The organism is Cytobacillus oceanisediminis, from assembly GCF_003182355.1.
In the GTDB taxonomy this organism is placed as follows: domain Bacteria; phylum Bacillota; class Bacilli; order Bacillales; family Cytobacillaceae; genus Cytobacillus; species Cytobacillus oceanisediminis_A.
This window is the reverse complement of sequence record NZ_QGTW01000020.1, coordinates 34,657-48,035: the sequence shown is the minus strand read 5'-3', so window position 1 is coordinate 48,035 and position 13,379 is coordinate 34,657. Positions and strand designations below refer to the sequence as shown.

The following is a 13,379-nucleotide window of genomic DNA, read 5'->3' as shown; positions in this document are numbered from 1 at the left end:
TTGTTTTAATAATATTCAAATAATTATCAGCGCTTGCTGCCCCTGAACTGACAATGTTTTACTTCATTTAATTCCGTCAAAAATATGATACAATTATATGATGTTTAAGTTGCTAATAAAGGGAGTTTAAAATAGATGAAAGTAATTGCAAGTACGCTGAATGCCAAATATATTCATACAAATATAGCGATTCGCTATTTGAAAGCATATGCCGAGCCCGATTTCAATGTAGAAATGGCTGAGTACACAATTAAAGACCCTGTAATGAATATTGTTACAGATCTTATCAGCAAAAAGCCTTCTGTAATCGGATTCAGCTGTTATATCTGGAATATTGAAGAAACGATTAAGGTTATTAAAATGATTAAAAAGATAGATCCCTCCATTCATATTGTAGCTGGAGGACCTGAGGTAACGTATGATGTTGCTGAATGGATGGAGAACGTTAAAGAGTTTGATTATATCGTTATTGGCGAGGGTGAAGAGACCTTTAAGCAGCTATTAACAGAATTGGATGGCGGCTTGAATATGGAGAACGTGCACGGCCTCGCTTTCAGAAAAAACGGCCAGGTGCTTATGAACCCTCAGCGAAACAAACTTGACTTGCGCGAGCTGCCTTCTCCATTCCGATTTGAAGAAGATATTCCGCATCTATCCAAACGTGTTACCTATATAGAAACAAGCCGAGGCTGTCCCTTCAGCTGCCAGTTCTGCCTTTCGTCAATCGAAGTTGGCGTACGCTACTTCGACAGAGAAAAGATTAAGGAAGACATCAGATATTTAATGAAAAACGGTGCGAAAACCATTAAATTTGTAGACCGAACTTTCAATATTAGCCGCAGCTATGCTCTTGAAATGTTCCAATTTCTAATTGACGAGCATCTGCCTGGAACCGTATTTCAGTTTGAAATCACTGCCGATATCATGCGGCCGGAAGTGATAGAGTTTTTAAACAAGGAAGCGCCTCCAGGACTGTTCCGTTTTGAAATTGGCGTACAGTCAACCAATGACTATACAAACGAACTAGTAATGAGGAAGCAGAACTTTGATAAGCTTTGCCGTACTGTTACGATGGTTAAAGATGGAGGAAAAATTGACCAGCATCTTGATTTAATTGCAGGCTTGCCTGAGGAAGATTATCATTCCTTCAAGAAAACGTTCAATGATGTTTTTGCGATGCGCCCGGAAGAGCTGCAGCTTGGATTTTTAAAAATGCTCCGGGGGACAGGGTTAAGGCTAAGAGCCGAGGAACATCAATATATCTATATGGACCATTCACCATACGAAATACTGGGGAATAATGTTCTGTCTTTTGATGACATTATCCGTATTAAACAGGTTGAGGATGTACTGGAGAAATACTGGAATGACCACAGGATGGATGCCACCATCGAATATCTGGTCACGAAAGTCTTCCCAACGCCGTTCGATTTCTTCCAGGAGTTCGGCAGCTATTGGGAGCTAAAAGGCTGGTCCAGAATCGGACATCAGCTAGAGGATCTTTTCAGACGCCTGTTTGAATTCCTGCAGTCAAAAGATATAGCAGACATTGATATGATTGAGGGTCTAATGAAGTATGACTATATTTCCAAGCAAAAGTACAAGCCAAGAAAGCCATGGTGGCAGGCTAGCTTTGAAAGAGCGGAAAGGTCAAAGATTTATCAGCACCTGCTGGAACATCCAGCACAGCTTGGAGAAGATTTTTCAAACCTTAAACTGAATGAAAAGGAAATATACAAACACACATTGCTCGAAAGATTGTCTTTTGATTTAGAGAAATATTTAGTCGAGGGAAAACTTGAAAGGAAGGAAACTGCCTTTCTTGCCTATTTTGATCCGAGTTCAGAAAAGGTGTCCATCTTTTCCAGATCTCTTAAATTATAGGTTCTGTTAACCTTGAGTGTTGACTTCCACTGCAGGCTCTCGCTTTCCGCGGGTTTCCGGGAGCCTCCTCGTCTTTTTACGCCTGCGGGGTCTCCCTAGGGTACGCTGCTCCCGCAGGCGTCTCGCGCCTACCGCTCTAATCAGCACGTGCTAAATCAGCATTTACCTTTAAACATGAGCCAAATTAGATCGATCAGCAAAAAACCGGCCTTTTCGCCGGTTTTTTAGCACTTATCATCATTCTTCTTTTTAGTTTTTTCATGGTTCATAAAAGGAAGTTCATATAATTTATTTGCATTTATATCGCCAAACTCCATGCCAAATTCAACATTAGAAGAATCGCTTTTTTTGGCGTCCTTTTGCTCCTTTTTACCCACTAGGCTCTTCCCTCTATCCCATGTTTAGAGTTGCGGTTTGCATTTTTCATTGGGTTTTCGCCCTGGCTGAATTCCGCCGAAAATTCGGATTCCTGCAAGTTTTTCTTAGGTGTTTTGCTATATTTCTCAACCGCATTATATTCCGCTTTGCGTTTAGCCATCCTAATCTCCTCCTGAATAGAAAATTTTACTTTTTTATTTTCCGTAAAAAAACGGGTTTCATTCCTGATTTCAGTTTCCTTATTTTACTGCTGAAAAAAATCAATAAAATAACACTCTCAGCAAAAAAATAAGTAAAAAAGGAATGAGCCGCTTTGACAAAGAAGAACAGTAAAAACAAGAAGAACATCGGTATTAATGAGACACTTCCACACCAAATTGAGGCACCAAGTTTTAAGGATACTGGAATGGAGCTGCAGCCGCCGTTTGAGAATTCGTTCGGCGTTACAATCGGGGACAGTTTTTACTCCTCAGATAACTCGCCCCTGGAAAAATGGAGCGATGAAACAGATCCTGCAGTAATGGCAGGCGATGAATGGGTTCATCCGACTAATGATATTGGCTGGAACACAACTGAAAACAAAGAATTGCTTGAAAGCAAGAAACCGCCTCAAGGGTATCCCTTCATGCACCCGACAAAGGACGTCAGCCGCGGAACTGATTAAGACAATACATGTAAAAAGCAGTCCGGAAAGCTCTTCCGGCCTGCTTTTTTAGCCAATAATAACTCGTTCTTTTGGGTAGTGAAAATTAGGCTGCTTTTCTTTCCCGCCAATAATATATAGGGAAGAAGTCAATCCAATCCTTCCGATAAACATTAATGCCATAATAATGCATTTTCCGATATTCGACAATTCCGGGGTTATCCCCATTGATAAGCCTGTTGTTCCGAAAGCAGAACAAACCTCAAATATTATCTCTATAATATGGTGTTCTTGTTCAGTAATGCTGAGAGTGACAACGGAGATAAAGCACATCCCTACTGCAAGCAAGGTGATTGCCAGCGATTTAAGAATATCGTCCTCGTGAATTTCTCTCTTAAAAATCTTAATATCACGATTCCCCTTGGCAAAATGGTAGATGAAAAGGATATTTACTGCAAATGTAGTCGTTCTGATACCTCCTCCGACCGAACTTGGGGAAGCTCCGATAAACATCAAAATACTCATTACCAGAAGCGTAGGCATAGTAAATTCGCTCACATCCATAGTTGATAGGCCGCCGCTTCTTGTCGTAGCTGATTGAAAAAACGCGTAAAAAAAGCTTTCATGCCAGCTCATACTCTTAAAGTAATGGCCGTATTCAAATAAAAGCAGGATAACTGTGCCAATTACTAAAAGAACAGCATACGTAACAGTTGTCAGCTTAGCAAATAAGGAAAAACGGAACGGCTGTTCATTATCCCATTTATTTCTGAACAAATAAGCCTTTGTTTCAATAAGAACCGGGAAGCCGATAGCCCCTAATGTAATTAGAATGATATGAATGAGCTGGACAAAGTAATCACCAGCATAAGGCTGCAAAGATGCACCTGTAATATCCATCCCTCCGTTAGTTGTAGCACTTACAGAGGCAAATAGGGCATGGAGAAAGGCTTCCTCCCATGTGGAATAATATTTTAGAAAATGAAAGCCAAGTATCAGCGCTCCCAGAGCCTCAATCACAAGGATAATTTTTATAATTTCCCTAATTAAGTTAACAAGTCCGGATAAAGCATACTGATTATGGTCCACCATAATCAGGCGGCGCCCCCTCAATCCGATTTTGCGGCCAAGCAATAGCCAAAAGAAGGTGCCCAAGGCCATAATTCCTATTCCGCCAAACTGCAGAATAAACATGATAATAAAATAGCCGAAAACGCTGTATGTTTCAGAAATATTAACCACTGTCAGGCCTGTTACACTGACAGCACTGACTGCAGTAAAAATTGTGTCGATAAATGCGACCTCAACACCTGGTTTATGTACACCAGGTATTCTTAATAAAAGAACTGATACAGAGACTGCCAATAAATAATATCCTGATATTACTTGGGCAGGTGTTAGTTTATCCAGCCAGAGTCTTAAGTCTTTCCACATATTGTACCTGTCCCTTTCGAAATTTTTCCTAACCCTTATCATAATGAATATACCCTGTTTTTTAAAGGGATATAAGATAATTCGCAGGAAGTTTTTTATTTTTATATAATGGAAACAAAATAAATCAGGAGGTTTTACATGTTATTCCCTGGTCTTGCTGAGAAAATTATTGCTGAAGTACGCAAATTTCTTCATGAAGATATCATTGTTGCCAATACATCGGGGGTGATCATTGCTAGTACAGATCCAAGCAGAATCGGCACCTTTCATGAGGGTGCATTTATTACGGTGAAAAATAAAGATAAGATAATTATCACAAATGAAGACCAATTAAGGCTGCAGGGAGTAAAAGCAGGAATTAACCTGCCGATCTTTTTTAAAGGAGAAACTGCAGGAGTTATAGGAATTACTGGGGACCCCGTAAAGGTTTCTCCATTCGGGGAGATCATCCGTAAAATGACAGAGTTATTTATAAGCGAGAGCTATTATGCAGAACAGCTGGATTGGCAGGCCAGAGCACTGGAAGGCTTTATGTTTGACTGGCTGCAGACGAAAGAATGGGATCCTTCATTCAGAGAACGGGCTCATTTGCTTAAAATCAATCTTACGATAGACAGGCAAGTCTCCATTGCTGAATTTAAGCAAAATCATTTACTGGTGCATAGGGATCTCTGGAATTCGATCCTTTCCTGGCAGGAAGCCAGGCAGCAGGATTTAATCATTCGCTGGGGAAATGACAGAATTGTATTTTTATCTGGAATCTCTTCTTCAAATAATGATATATCTTCAAAAGATAAAGTGCTCCGATTCCATCGCTTTCTGGAGAGCCTGCTATCTGCACAGGTTTGCATAGGGACTGGTAAGCGGATGCCCCCTTCCAATTTGCCGGATGCATTCAGGCAGGCAGAACGGGCTTTAAAAATAGCAAAAGAACGGGGCAAGGTAATATTCGACGAAGATTTGACTATGGAAATGATATTTGATGATCTTTCAGCAGAAACAAAAAATGATTTCATAGATCGAACGGTTGGCTCTATTATTCATGAACAGGATTTAATGTTAACACTTAAGGAATTATTTAAACAAAATCACTCTTTGAAAAATACAGCTGAGACGCTTCACATACATATTAATACGCTTCATTATAGGCTTAAGAGAATCTATGAGTTATCCGGGTTAAATACATCAAATATTGATGATTTAATGAAATTGTTTTTAGCTATAAGACTTTTAGAGGAATGTACAAAAAACATTTGACTTCGTTATCATTTTTCATGCATTTATCCATAGCAGGGATTCCCTGCTTTTTTTTATACTGAAATTATATATAGACTTGCTCTGTTAAACTTGCTGTTGATTTCCACTTCAGGCTCTCAGCGAACTGCGAGCGGTCCGGCTCTCCTCGGCTACTTGCGTCTGTGGGGTCTCCCTTTGACTCGCTTCTCCCGCTGGATATTGAATAAGCATCCGTGTATAAACACCGCACGATGGTAATGCGATAGATTTTCGAGAAGCTCGCGCCTTCCGTTCTAATCAACAGGGTGCCAATATCAACATTGAGCTTCAACAGAACCCTAGGCTTAAGAGAAATAGTAGCTCCGAACGCAAAAAATTCTAAGGGAGAGATACATGAATGATTGAAAGTCAAATCAAAGATAGATTAACAGCCATTGTTGGCGCTGAAAACTATGATGACTCAAAAGCAGGGCGCCTTGTTTATTCATATGATGCCACCCCGAACTTTCAAGCGCTGCCTGATGCAGTCGTCAGTCCTCGAGACACGCAGGAAATAGCTGAGATCGTAAAAATCTGCAATAGCAGCAAAATACCAATCGTACCAAGGGGTTCTGGCACCAATCTTTGTGCAGGGACTTGTCCTACAGAAGGGGGAATTGTTCTCCTTTTCAGGCATCTGAACAGAGTTCTTGAAATAGACGAAGAAAACCTTACAGTAACCGTGCAGCCAGGTGCTATTACACTGGATATGATTAACCAGGTTGAAGCAAAAGGGCTTTTTTATCCTCCTGACCCGAGCTCAATGAAAATAAGCACCATAGGCGGTAACATCAACGAAAATTCAGGCGGGCTGCGTGGCTTAAAATATGGTGTAACAAGGGATTATGTGATTGGGCTTGAGGCTGTATTGGCTAATGGAGACATCATCAAAACAGGCGGAAAGCTTGCAAAGGATGTAGCAGGCTATGATTTTACCCGTTTATTTGTCGGGTCTGAAGGGACTCTGGGAATTATTACGGAAGCAACTTTAAAATTAATACCTCTGCCTGAAACAAAAAAGACCATGCTTGCACTCTACCAGGACTTAGAGGCTGCTGCCAAGTCAGTATCTAAAATCATTTCACAAAAAATTATTCCTGCAACACTGGAATTTCTAGATCAGCCTACATTAAAAGTAGTGGAGGACTTTGCTCAAATTGGATTGCCAACAGACGTTCAAGCAGTCCTCCTGATCGAACAGGATGGCCCCCTTGAAGTTGTAGAAAGAGATATGCAGAAAATGGCTGAAATCTGCAAAGAGCAAGGTGCCGTTTCAGTTCAGGTTGCCCAATCCGAATCGGAAGCAGAAGCGTTGAGAACTGCGCGCCGCGCTGCTTTATCAGCCCTTGCCCGTTTAAAACCGACAACGATTCTTGAAGACGCGACAGTCCCAAGATCTGAAATCGCAAAAATGGTTAAAGCCATAAATGAAATATCACATAAATATGGCCTTTCTATTTGCACTTTCGGCCACGCAGGCGATGGGAACCTGCATCCTACATGCCCTGCAGATGCCAGAGACCACGATGAAATGGAACGAGTAGAAAAAGCATTTGAAGAGATTTTCATTAAGGCTATTGAACTTGGCGGTACGATAACTGGCGAACATGGAGTAGGCGTCATGAAAGCTCCTTACCTTAAGCTAAAGCTTGGCCATGAGGGGATTACGGCCATGAAAGCTGTAAAAAACGCCCTTGACCCAAATAATATTTTGAATCCCGGTAAGGTCTTTGCCAAGGATAGCAGAAAACGAGTGGTGGTTACAAAATGACGACGACAAAAGAACAAACAATTATTCAGGAAGAATTTAAGAACCGCATGAATGAGGATGAGCTATTAAATTGTATGCGCTGTGGTTTTTGCCTTCCTTCCTGCCCCACTTATGTCGAGTCGGGTTTTAAAGAAACACATTCCCCGAGAGGCCGAATTGCCTTGATGAAGGCTGTAGCAGATGGACTTATTGAACCTGATGCAGATATTGAGCGCTCACTGGACCTTTGTCTTGGCTGCCGTGCATGTGAACCTGTATGTCCATCGGGTGTGAAATACGGCCACCTGCTTGAAGAAGCCAGAGATATTATTAATCAGAATAAAAGACACTCACTCCCCGTAAAAGTAGCCCGAAATCTGGTTTTTAATGAGTTCTTCCCCCATCAAAACCGGGTAAGGGCGGCAACCGGGTTTTTGGGTTTTTATCAGCGTTCAGGGCTCCAATCATTCGCTAGAAAAACGGGAATGCTAAAATGGCTGCCCGAAAATCTGGCGACGATGGAAAAAGTGTTGCCAGAAGTTCCTACTATGAAAGCAATGAAAAATAGGCCTTCCTATTTTTCAGCTTCAGGTGTTCAAAAAAAGAAAGCTGCTTTTTTTTCCGGCTGTTTGATGGATACTATGTTTTTGGAAACCAATAATGCAACATTAAGGCTCCTTCAGCTTGCAGGCTGTGAAATTCTTATCCCGGAAGATCAGGCGTGCTGCGGAGCGCTTCATGGACATAGCGGTGAAAAGCAATCCGCTAAAGAGCTCGCAAAACGGAATATCGAAGCTTTTGAAAAGCTGGATGTAGATTATATTATAACTAATGCTGGCGGCTGCGGGGCTTTTCTTATTGATTATGGATATCTTCTCCAGGATGACCCGCAATGGGCTGACAGGGCCAGAGATTTTTCAGCAAAGCTAAAGGATATCAGCGAAGTTCTTTATGAACTTGATTTCCAAAAGAATGTAAAACTTAAACTTCCAAGCCAGGTGATTACCTATCAGGATTCTTGCCATCTGCGGAACGTTATGAAGACCGCCAATGCTCCCCGCACCCTGCTAAAAGCAATCAGCGGGATTGAGTTTACAGAGATGAAAGATGCCGACAAATGCTGCGGTTCTGCTGGCATTTATAATATTGTCGAATCTGGGATGTCTATGCAAATACTTGATCATAAAATGGTACATGCAAAATCAGCAAATGCTGCAGCCATTGTTACCGCTAATCCTGGCTGTCTGTTGCAAATGAAGCTTGGGATTGAACGTGAAGGGCTATCCGGCAAGGTTAATGCGGTCCATATAGCAGATCTGCTTCTGGAAGCGGCTGGCGAAAAATAGAAAAGCCGTTTATGCCGAAAATATTACCACTTATGAAACTCCCCTTTTTATTCATACTACAAATACAGAGGGAATAGAAAACTCTGTAGACCAATAAAAAGGAGTTGAATACGATGGCAAGAAGCAGCAATAAACTATTAGTTCCTGGAATCGAACAATACATGGACCAGGTAAAATATGAAATTGCCCAGGAATTTGGTGTTCAATTAGGCTCTGATACAGTATCCCGGGCAAACGGATCTGTGGGCGGAGAAATTACAAAGAGACTTGTTCAGCAAGCTCAGGCTCAAATGTCCGGCCAAAACAATCAATAAAACTTCATATAAATGGAAAAAAGTCCGGAGAATTCCGGACTTTACTTTTTATTGCCATTATCTTTTTGTTGTTTCTCAGGGTTATTCCCATTCCCATTATTTACATTAATATGTTTATCTTTGGATTGATTTCCATTATTCTCGTTTTGTTTATTTTTTTTTTCGTTATTTCCTTTTTCATTGTTTTCATTGGGCTTGTGCTCTATATCTTTCTTCCCATTAGTCTTTTCATTGGAATTCTGTTTGCCTTCCGGCTTCTCATTTTTCTTTATCTGCCCTGGAGCAGCTGTCTTTTCTTTCTTTTCATTCCGCTTTTCCTGATTTACTGCAGGTTTTTCCTGCTTATTTAATTGTCCAGGCGGAATCTCAGCAGGTTTCTTACTATCATTAGAGATGCTGTCTGTCTCTTTTGGCTGACTGGCAGAAGCCGGTTTTTCTTTTTCTGATTGCTTCTTACTATCTGCCTTTAATTTATTTTCTTTATATAAGCCCGTTGTCAGCCCTTTTTCAATTGCCGATTTTCTTTCTTCTTCACTTGCTTCAAAGAGAGTAACTTCTAGCTGCTCTTTTTGTGCAGCTTCTTTTATTTCTGTTAACTCTGCCTGCAAGCCGTCATCCGCTTTTATTTTCTCTTCTGTATAAACGGCTGCAATAACAATCTCTTTATTTTCCCCCAAATAGCCCTGTTCCTTTAATTGATAGAGGATCTTATCTGTTACAGACTGGATGTCTTCCTTTTTCCAGTTTTGAATCTCTTGGACAATGCCCTCCCCATCTTCATTGTAAGGCACGAGCTCGATTACCTGATACTTCTCATTGACCCCTAATTCAATGCTCGGATTAACGTCAATCGACATGTAAGCATAAACTTCATTGCTTTGATAAAACGGCAGAAAAGAAATAACTGCTAACATGAGCGCAAAAGCTGCTGCAAATATGGCTTTACCTCTAAATACGTTAAAAATAGATAGAGAAGATGACTTTTTTTCGCTTTTTTGTTCTATTGGGAAGAAATCAATTTCCTGTCCAATGACGTATGCCCGATCCTGTTTACGAGCACGCAGAAATTCTCCTTCCGGGGTTAACAGCGTTAAAAAACGTTCATTAATTTCCATAATAATACCTGTTTTCACGTTTCCAACACCCCTTTGATATAATCCTTTAAATAAACATAATCACCGGCCAGTATGAGTGAGATGGCAATTATGTACTTTCTGTTTCTCTCTATTGTTTTTCTGCTAAGCGATACATAGCTTTCCAGCTGTTTAATCGGGAGCCTTTTCTTTTCAATAAGAATCGTTTTAAGCTCTTCATTTTCGACCAGAATCTTGGCAACAGCCATTGCATTCTTACGTGCATCCGCATGCTTCGGCGACTGCTCAATCAAATCGGTGAAAGTCAGATCAAATTGCTGTAGAATTTGTGTAAACTGGAGGATTTCTTCTCTTCTGAGCTCCTCATCCTTTTTTTTTCTAAAATCTTCAATTGACAATTCATCTTCAATGGATGAACCTGCTGTTTCATCTTCTTCCAAATTTGATGCTCCGTTAAAACTGAGGTTTTGATATTTGGATTGCTTGCGAATATAATCAATTACTCGCCTTTTTATCAGCACTTCCGAAAAACTGATCAGTGAACTGCCCTTATCCGGACTGTATTTTTGGATCGCCTCATTAAAAGCAATAAGGCCAATGCTAAATTCATCATCAGATTCATGAATATATCTCTTGCAAACTGATGAAACTGTTTTAGCAATAAACGGTTTATACGAATCAATTAGCTCATTATGTAATGCTGTATCCCCCTGCTGTATCAACTCTACCGTTTCTTCCAGCGTTCTTTTGCGCTTTTTCGTCATGAACAATAAACTTAGCATTAGCCTCACCTCTTTTCAAAACACATTATATCATACGATGTCCAGATTGTTTTTTTAAGGGTGGCTATAGAATAAGGAAAAGAAAGCCTTTATGTGCCTTCTTTTCCTTTTTGTTCATGCTCTATTAGTTGTTTCCTTTGCTCTCTTTCCCTTGGCCCTTAGCTTCTTCTGCTTTTTCTTTCCCTTTGCTGCCATTGCTCTTTGCTTCATCCTGTTTTGCTTGAACTTTTTTTGCTTGCTGTTCTTTAGCCGCTTTTTTAGCTGCTTCGCGTGCTTCTATTTCTGCCTCTTTAGCTGCTTCGCGCGCTTGCTTGGCTGCTTCTCTTTTCGCAGCTTCTTCCGCTTTTGCAGCTTCATGAGCTTGTTTCTTTGCAGCCTTGGCAGCGTCTTTTTCTTCTTTTGTAACTTTCACTGGAGCAACAACTGCAGTTTCTTCCTCTTCAGTTTCTTCCTCTTCAATTACTGTCTCTTCTGTTTCAGTATCAGCTGCAACATCATCTGTTGCTGGTTCTTCAACTGTTGCCAGCTCTTCTTCTGTTACTTCTTCATCGGATTCGTCACTGCCTGCAGATTCTTCTTCCAATTTTGCTAACTTAGCTGCAAGTTTTGTACGGAACTTTTCAATATTTTTTTCCATTGCAGCAATTCGCGGATGAGTTTCACCTTCAGCCTGCTCGTTTTCGTCTCCAGCTTTTTCTTTGAATTTAGCTAGATTTTTTTCAAGTGATAAGATATTTTGAGCAAGAAGTTCTTTAACCTCTTCCACAGAATCTTCTTCTGCAACTAGGTCATCATCTGCAGCTGCGTCTTCTTCAACTGCTGCGTCTTCTTCAACTGTTTCATCTTCATCAGCTGTTTCGTCTTCTTCAACCGCTTCGTCTTCTTCAGTTGCCCCGTCTTCTTCAACTGCAGCGTCTTCTTCAGTTACCCCGTCTTCTTTATTTTCATCATCAGAATTTTCATCTTCTGATTTTGGTTCTTCGCTATCTGACTCTTTCTCTTCATCAACAATGCTATCTGCATTTTCTATATGTTCTAATGCTTTTTCGATTGCTTCTAGAGCTTCTTCTTCTTTGCCTTCAGCAAAAAGGGCTTCAGCCTCTGCAAGACGCTCTGCAGCATATGTAGCAAGTAACTTAGCTTCTTTTACTTCATCAAAAGTAAGGGCAAGCTTAATTTTTTCCAATGCAAGCTTCGTAAAGTAGAAGAAGCTTCCAGGCAATAGGGATGGAGTTTCAGCTTCGATCTCTTCCAGCTGCCCTTCTGCATTTTCAATTGCTTCAACTGAGTCAGTTTCAGTTTCAGTCGTAACTTCAGCTTCTACTGAAGTATCGCTATTTAATTCAACTGTCTCAAGATCAGTTTCATTATTATTTTCATTTGCAAATGCACTTGTAGTTGAGAATGTGAAGGTACCTGCAATTACTAATGCCAGTGTACTCTTTGCGATTTTATTCATTTCTTTATTGGATAAAAATTTCAATGTCTTTCACCTCATGTTTTTTTTAAGCGGCCCGCTTTATTCACTACAAGTGTACGGAAGCGAGAGGAGGGTTTGTGGGGGTGTTTAAAATTTTTATTTATAAAAAATAAAAAAGCTTTAACAGCACCTCTTATGATTGGTGTGTTAAAGCCCTAAATTATGATTGGCCTTGGAGCCCCCATTTTCTGCTCCAAAAGAAGTACCCGCCAGCTGCAAGCGAAATTTAAATGTTACTGCCAACACTACTGCTGCAAGCATGGAATCAATCGGCAGCTAATACGTCCTCAAGCCCGACGAATACGAGCAGCACCCAGCCATTTTCCATTAAAACTGTTAAGTCGATTGAATCTGTTTTCATGCAGAAAAGGCAGCAGACTAATAAACAGCAATAGTTCGCCAAAGCCGTATCTTTAATTTGCATTAAAAGCGCAGCCTTAATTTTGGACAGGATCCCTCCTCCATTTTAAAAGAATCCACCTAATGATAAACCCTATTAATAAACCTGGTATAACAAAAAGCATAGGTAGAAAGACTGGCCCTAATCGCATTCCAAATATTTCAAGCTTGGTTGAGTACATTAGGCCTACAGTAACAAAATAAGCACCAAACACAAATGGAAGAAAAGATAATTGTTCTTTTTCAGGCATTGCACTTCGGTAAGCATCCCACATCGCGAACATATACAGACAAGGATAAAACATAAGCCATTGAAAATTAAGTACATGTTCGGCCTTGTCAATTTCCCACATAAAACTGTACATAATGGCGGAATTAAAATGACTGTATACATTTATGATAAATTCAAGCGCGACAAATAAGGTTCCTTTCCAAAGCTGCCCAATTAATAATTGGCTAAAACCAGGCAATGCAATGCTCCATAAAACCGCTTCTAGTTTACTGAGTTTTTTCATTCATTTATCACCAGCTACAAGTCGATAGTATTATTGTGCTCTGTTCATAAGCCAATTATCTGTTTTATTTCCAATTATTTTCCTG

The 13,379-nt window shown here is 40.3% G+C and carries 14 protein-coding genes; 6 read left to right on the top strand and 8 right to left on the bottom strand.

Features of this window, described 5'->3' with window-relative positions:
• Positions 1-135: 135 nt before the first annotated feature.
• On the top strand, positions 136-1,884 hold the full coding sequence (locus DFO73_RS25495) for a B12-binding domain-containing radical SAM protein (RefSeq protein WP_110067491.1): 1,749 nt from the start codon (positions 136-138) through the stop codon (positions 1,882-1,884).
• Between the two features lie 224 nt (positions 1,885-2,108).
• On the opposite strand, the gene DFO73_RS28920 is transcribed toward DFO73_RS25495, so the two are convergent.
• Both DFO73_RS28920 and DFO73_RS28915 read right to left on the bottom strand, forming a co-directional pair.
• A complete protein-coding gene (locus DFO73_RS28920; protein ID WP_181396132.1) occupies positions 2,109-2,261 on the bottom strand; it encodes a hypothetical protein in 153 nt (50 codons plus the stop codon).
• Positions 2,261-2,422: a hypothetical protein gene (locus DFO73_RS28915; protein WP_181396131.1), complete on the bottom strand. Its 162-nt coding sequence runs from the start codon at positions 2,420-2,422 to the stop codon at positions 2,261-2,263. Before DFO73_RS28915 ends, DFO73_RS28920 begins: the two co-directional genes overlap by 1 nt.
• 153 nt (positions 2,423-2,575) lie before the next feature.
• Here DFO73_RS28915 and DFO73_RS25490 point away from each other — a divergent pair, with 153 nt between their 5' ends.
• Positions 2,576-2,926: a DUF3905 domain-containing protein gene (locus tag DFO73_RS25490; protein WP_110067490.1), complete on the top strand. Its 351-nt coding sequence runs from the start codon at positions 2,576-2,578 to the stop codon at positions 2,924-2,926.
• 48 nt (positions 2,927-2,974) lie between these two features.
• On the opposite strand, the gene DFO73_RS25485 is transcribed toward DFO73_RS25490, so the two are convergent.
• Positions 2,975-4,339, bottom strand: a complete 1,365-nt coding sequence (locus DFO73_RS25485; protein ID WP_110067489.1) for a TrkH family potassium uptake protein — start codon at positions 4,337-4,339, stop codon at positions 2,975-2,977.
• 138 nt (positions 4,340-4,477) lie between these two features.
• On the opposite strand from DFO73_RS25485, the gene DFO73_RS25480 reads away from it, so the two are divergent.
• The 4 genes from DFO73_RS25480 to DFO73_RS25465 all read left to right on the top strand — a co-directional run bounded on the left by DFO73_RS25480 (position 4,478) and on the right by DFO73_RS25465 (position 9,024).
• Positions 4,478-5,596 carry a CdaR family transcriptional regulator gene (locus tag DFO73_RS25480; RefSeq protein WP_110067488.1) on the top strand — a complete coding sequence of 373 codons (1,119 nt, stop codon included), beginning with the start codon at positions 4,478-4,480 and terminating at the stop codon, positions 5,594-5,596.
• A gap of 376 nt (positions 5,597-5,972) precedes the next feature.
• On the top strand, positions 5,973-7,385 hold the full coding sequence (glcD, locus tag DFO73_RS25475; RefSeq protein WP_110067487.1) for a glycolate oxidase subunit GlcD: 1,413 nt from the start codon (positions 5,973-5,975) through the stop codon (positions 7,383-7,385).
• Positions 7,382-8,710: a (Fe-S)-binding protein gene (locus DFO73_RS25470; protein WP_110067486.1), complete on the top strand. Its 1,329-nt coding sequence runs from the start codon at positions 7,382-7,384 to the stop codon at positions 8,708-8,710. Before glcD ends, DFO73_RS25470 begins: the two co-directional genes overlap by 4 nt.
• Positions 8,711-8,823: 113 nt before the next feature.
• Positions 8,824-9,024 carry an alpha/beta-type small acid-soluble spore protein gene (locus DFO73_RS25465; RefSeq protein ID WP_009331086.1) on the top strand — a complete coding sequence of 67 codons (201 nt, stop codon included), beginning with the start codon at positions 8,824-8,826 and terminating at the stop codon, positions 9,022-9,024.
• Between the two features lie 41 nt (positions 9,025-9,065).
• Here the strand turns inward: DFO73_RS25465 and DFO73_RS25460 are convergent, their stop codons facing one another.
• From DFO73_RS25460 to DFO73_RS25445, 5 genes are all read right to left on the bottom strand, one after another.
• Positions 9,066-10,157 (bottom strand): anti-sigma-I factor RsgI family protein, encoded by a 1,092-nt coding sequence (locus DFO73_RS25460; protein ID WP_110067485.1) that lies wholly within the window; start codon positions 10,155-10,157, stop codon positions 9,066-9,068.
• Positions 10,154-10,900, bottom strand: a complete 747-nt coding sequence (gene sigI, locus DFO73_RS25455; protein WP_110067484.1) for an RNA polymerase sigma factor SigI — start codon at positions 10,898-10,900, stop codon at positions 10,154-10,156. The genes DFO73_RS25460 and sigI overlap by 4 nt, the downstream gene beginning before the upstream one ends.
• Positions 10,901-11,024: 124 nt before the next feature.
• Positions 11,025-12,383 carry a DUF5667 domain-containing protein gene (locus DFO73_RS25450; protein ID WP_110067483.1) on the bottom strand — a complete coding sequence of 453 codons (1,359 nt, stop codon included), beginning with the start codon at positions 12,381-12,383 and terminating at the stop codon, positions 11,025-11,027.
• Positions 12,384-12,645: 262 nt separating this feature from the next.
• Positions 12,646-12,804, bottom strand: a complete 159-nt coding sequence (locus DFO73_RS28910) for a hypothetical protein (RefSeq protein WP_181396130.1) — start codon at positions 12,802-12,804, stop codon at positions 12,646-12,648.
• A gap of 13 nt (positions 12,805-12,817) precedes the next feature.
• Entirely contained in the window at positions 12,818-13,294 is a 477-nt protein-coding gene (locus DFO73_RS25445; protein WP_110067482.1) for a hypothetical protein, read from the bottom strand.
• Positions 13,295-13,379 lie beyond the last annotated feature (85 nt).

Coding starts and splice junctions, on each gene's coding strand:
- DFO73_RS25495 (WP_110067491.1), top strand. CDS start 136: ATGAAAGTAATTGCAAGTACGCTGAATGCCAAATATATTCATACAAAT.
- DFO73_RS28915 (WP_181396131.1), bottom strand. CDS start 2,422: ATGGCTAAACGCAAAGCGGAATATAATGCGGTTGAGAAATATAGCAAA.
- DFO73_RS25485 (WP_110067489.1), bottom strand. CDS start 4,339: ATGTGGAAAGACTTAAGACTCTGGCTGGATAAACTAACACCTGCCCAA.
- DFO73_RS25480 (WP_110067488.1), top strand. CDS start 4,478: ATGTTATTCCCTGGTCTTGCTGAGAAAATTATTGCTGAAGTACGCAAA.
- glcD (WP_110067487.1), top strand. CDS start 5,973: ATGATTGAAAGTCAAATCAAAGATAGATTAACAGCCATTGTTGGCGCT.
- DFO73_RS25470 (WP_110067486.1), top strand. CDS start 7,382: ATGACGACGACAAAAGAACAAACAATTATTCAGGAAGAATTTAAGAAC.
- DFO73_RS25465 (WP_009331086.1), top strand. CDS start 8,824: ATGGCAAGAAGCAGCAATAAACTATTAGTTCCTGGAATCGAACAATAC.
- sigI (WP_110067484.1), bottom strand. CDS start 10,900: ATGCTAAGTTTATTGTTCATGACGAAAAAGCGCAAAAGAACGCTGGAA.
- DFO73_RS28910 (WP_181396130.1), bottom strand. CDS start 12,804: ATGCAAATTAAAGATACGGCTTTGGCGAACTATTGCTGTTTATTAGTC.
- DFO73_RS25445 (WP_110067482.1), bottom strand. CDS start 13,294: ATGAAAAAACTCAGTAAACTAGAAGCGGTTTTATGGAGCATTGCATTG.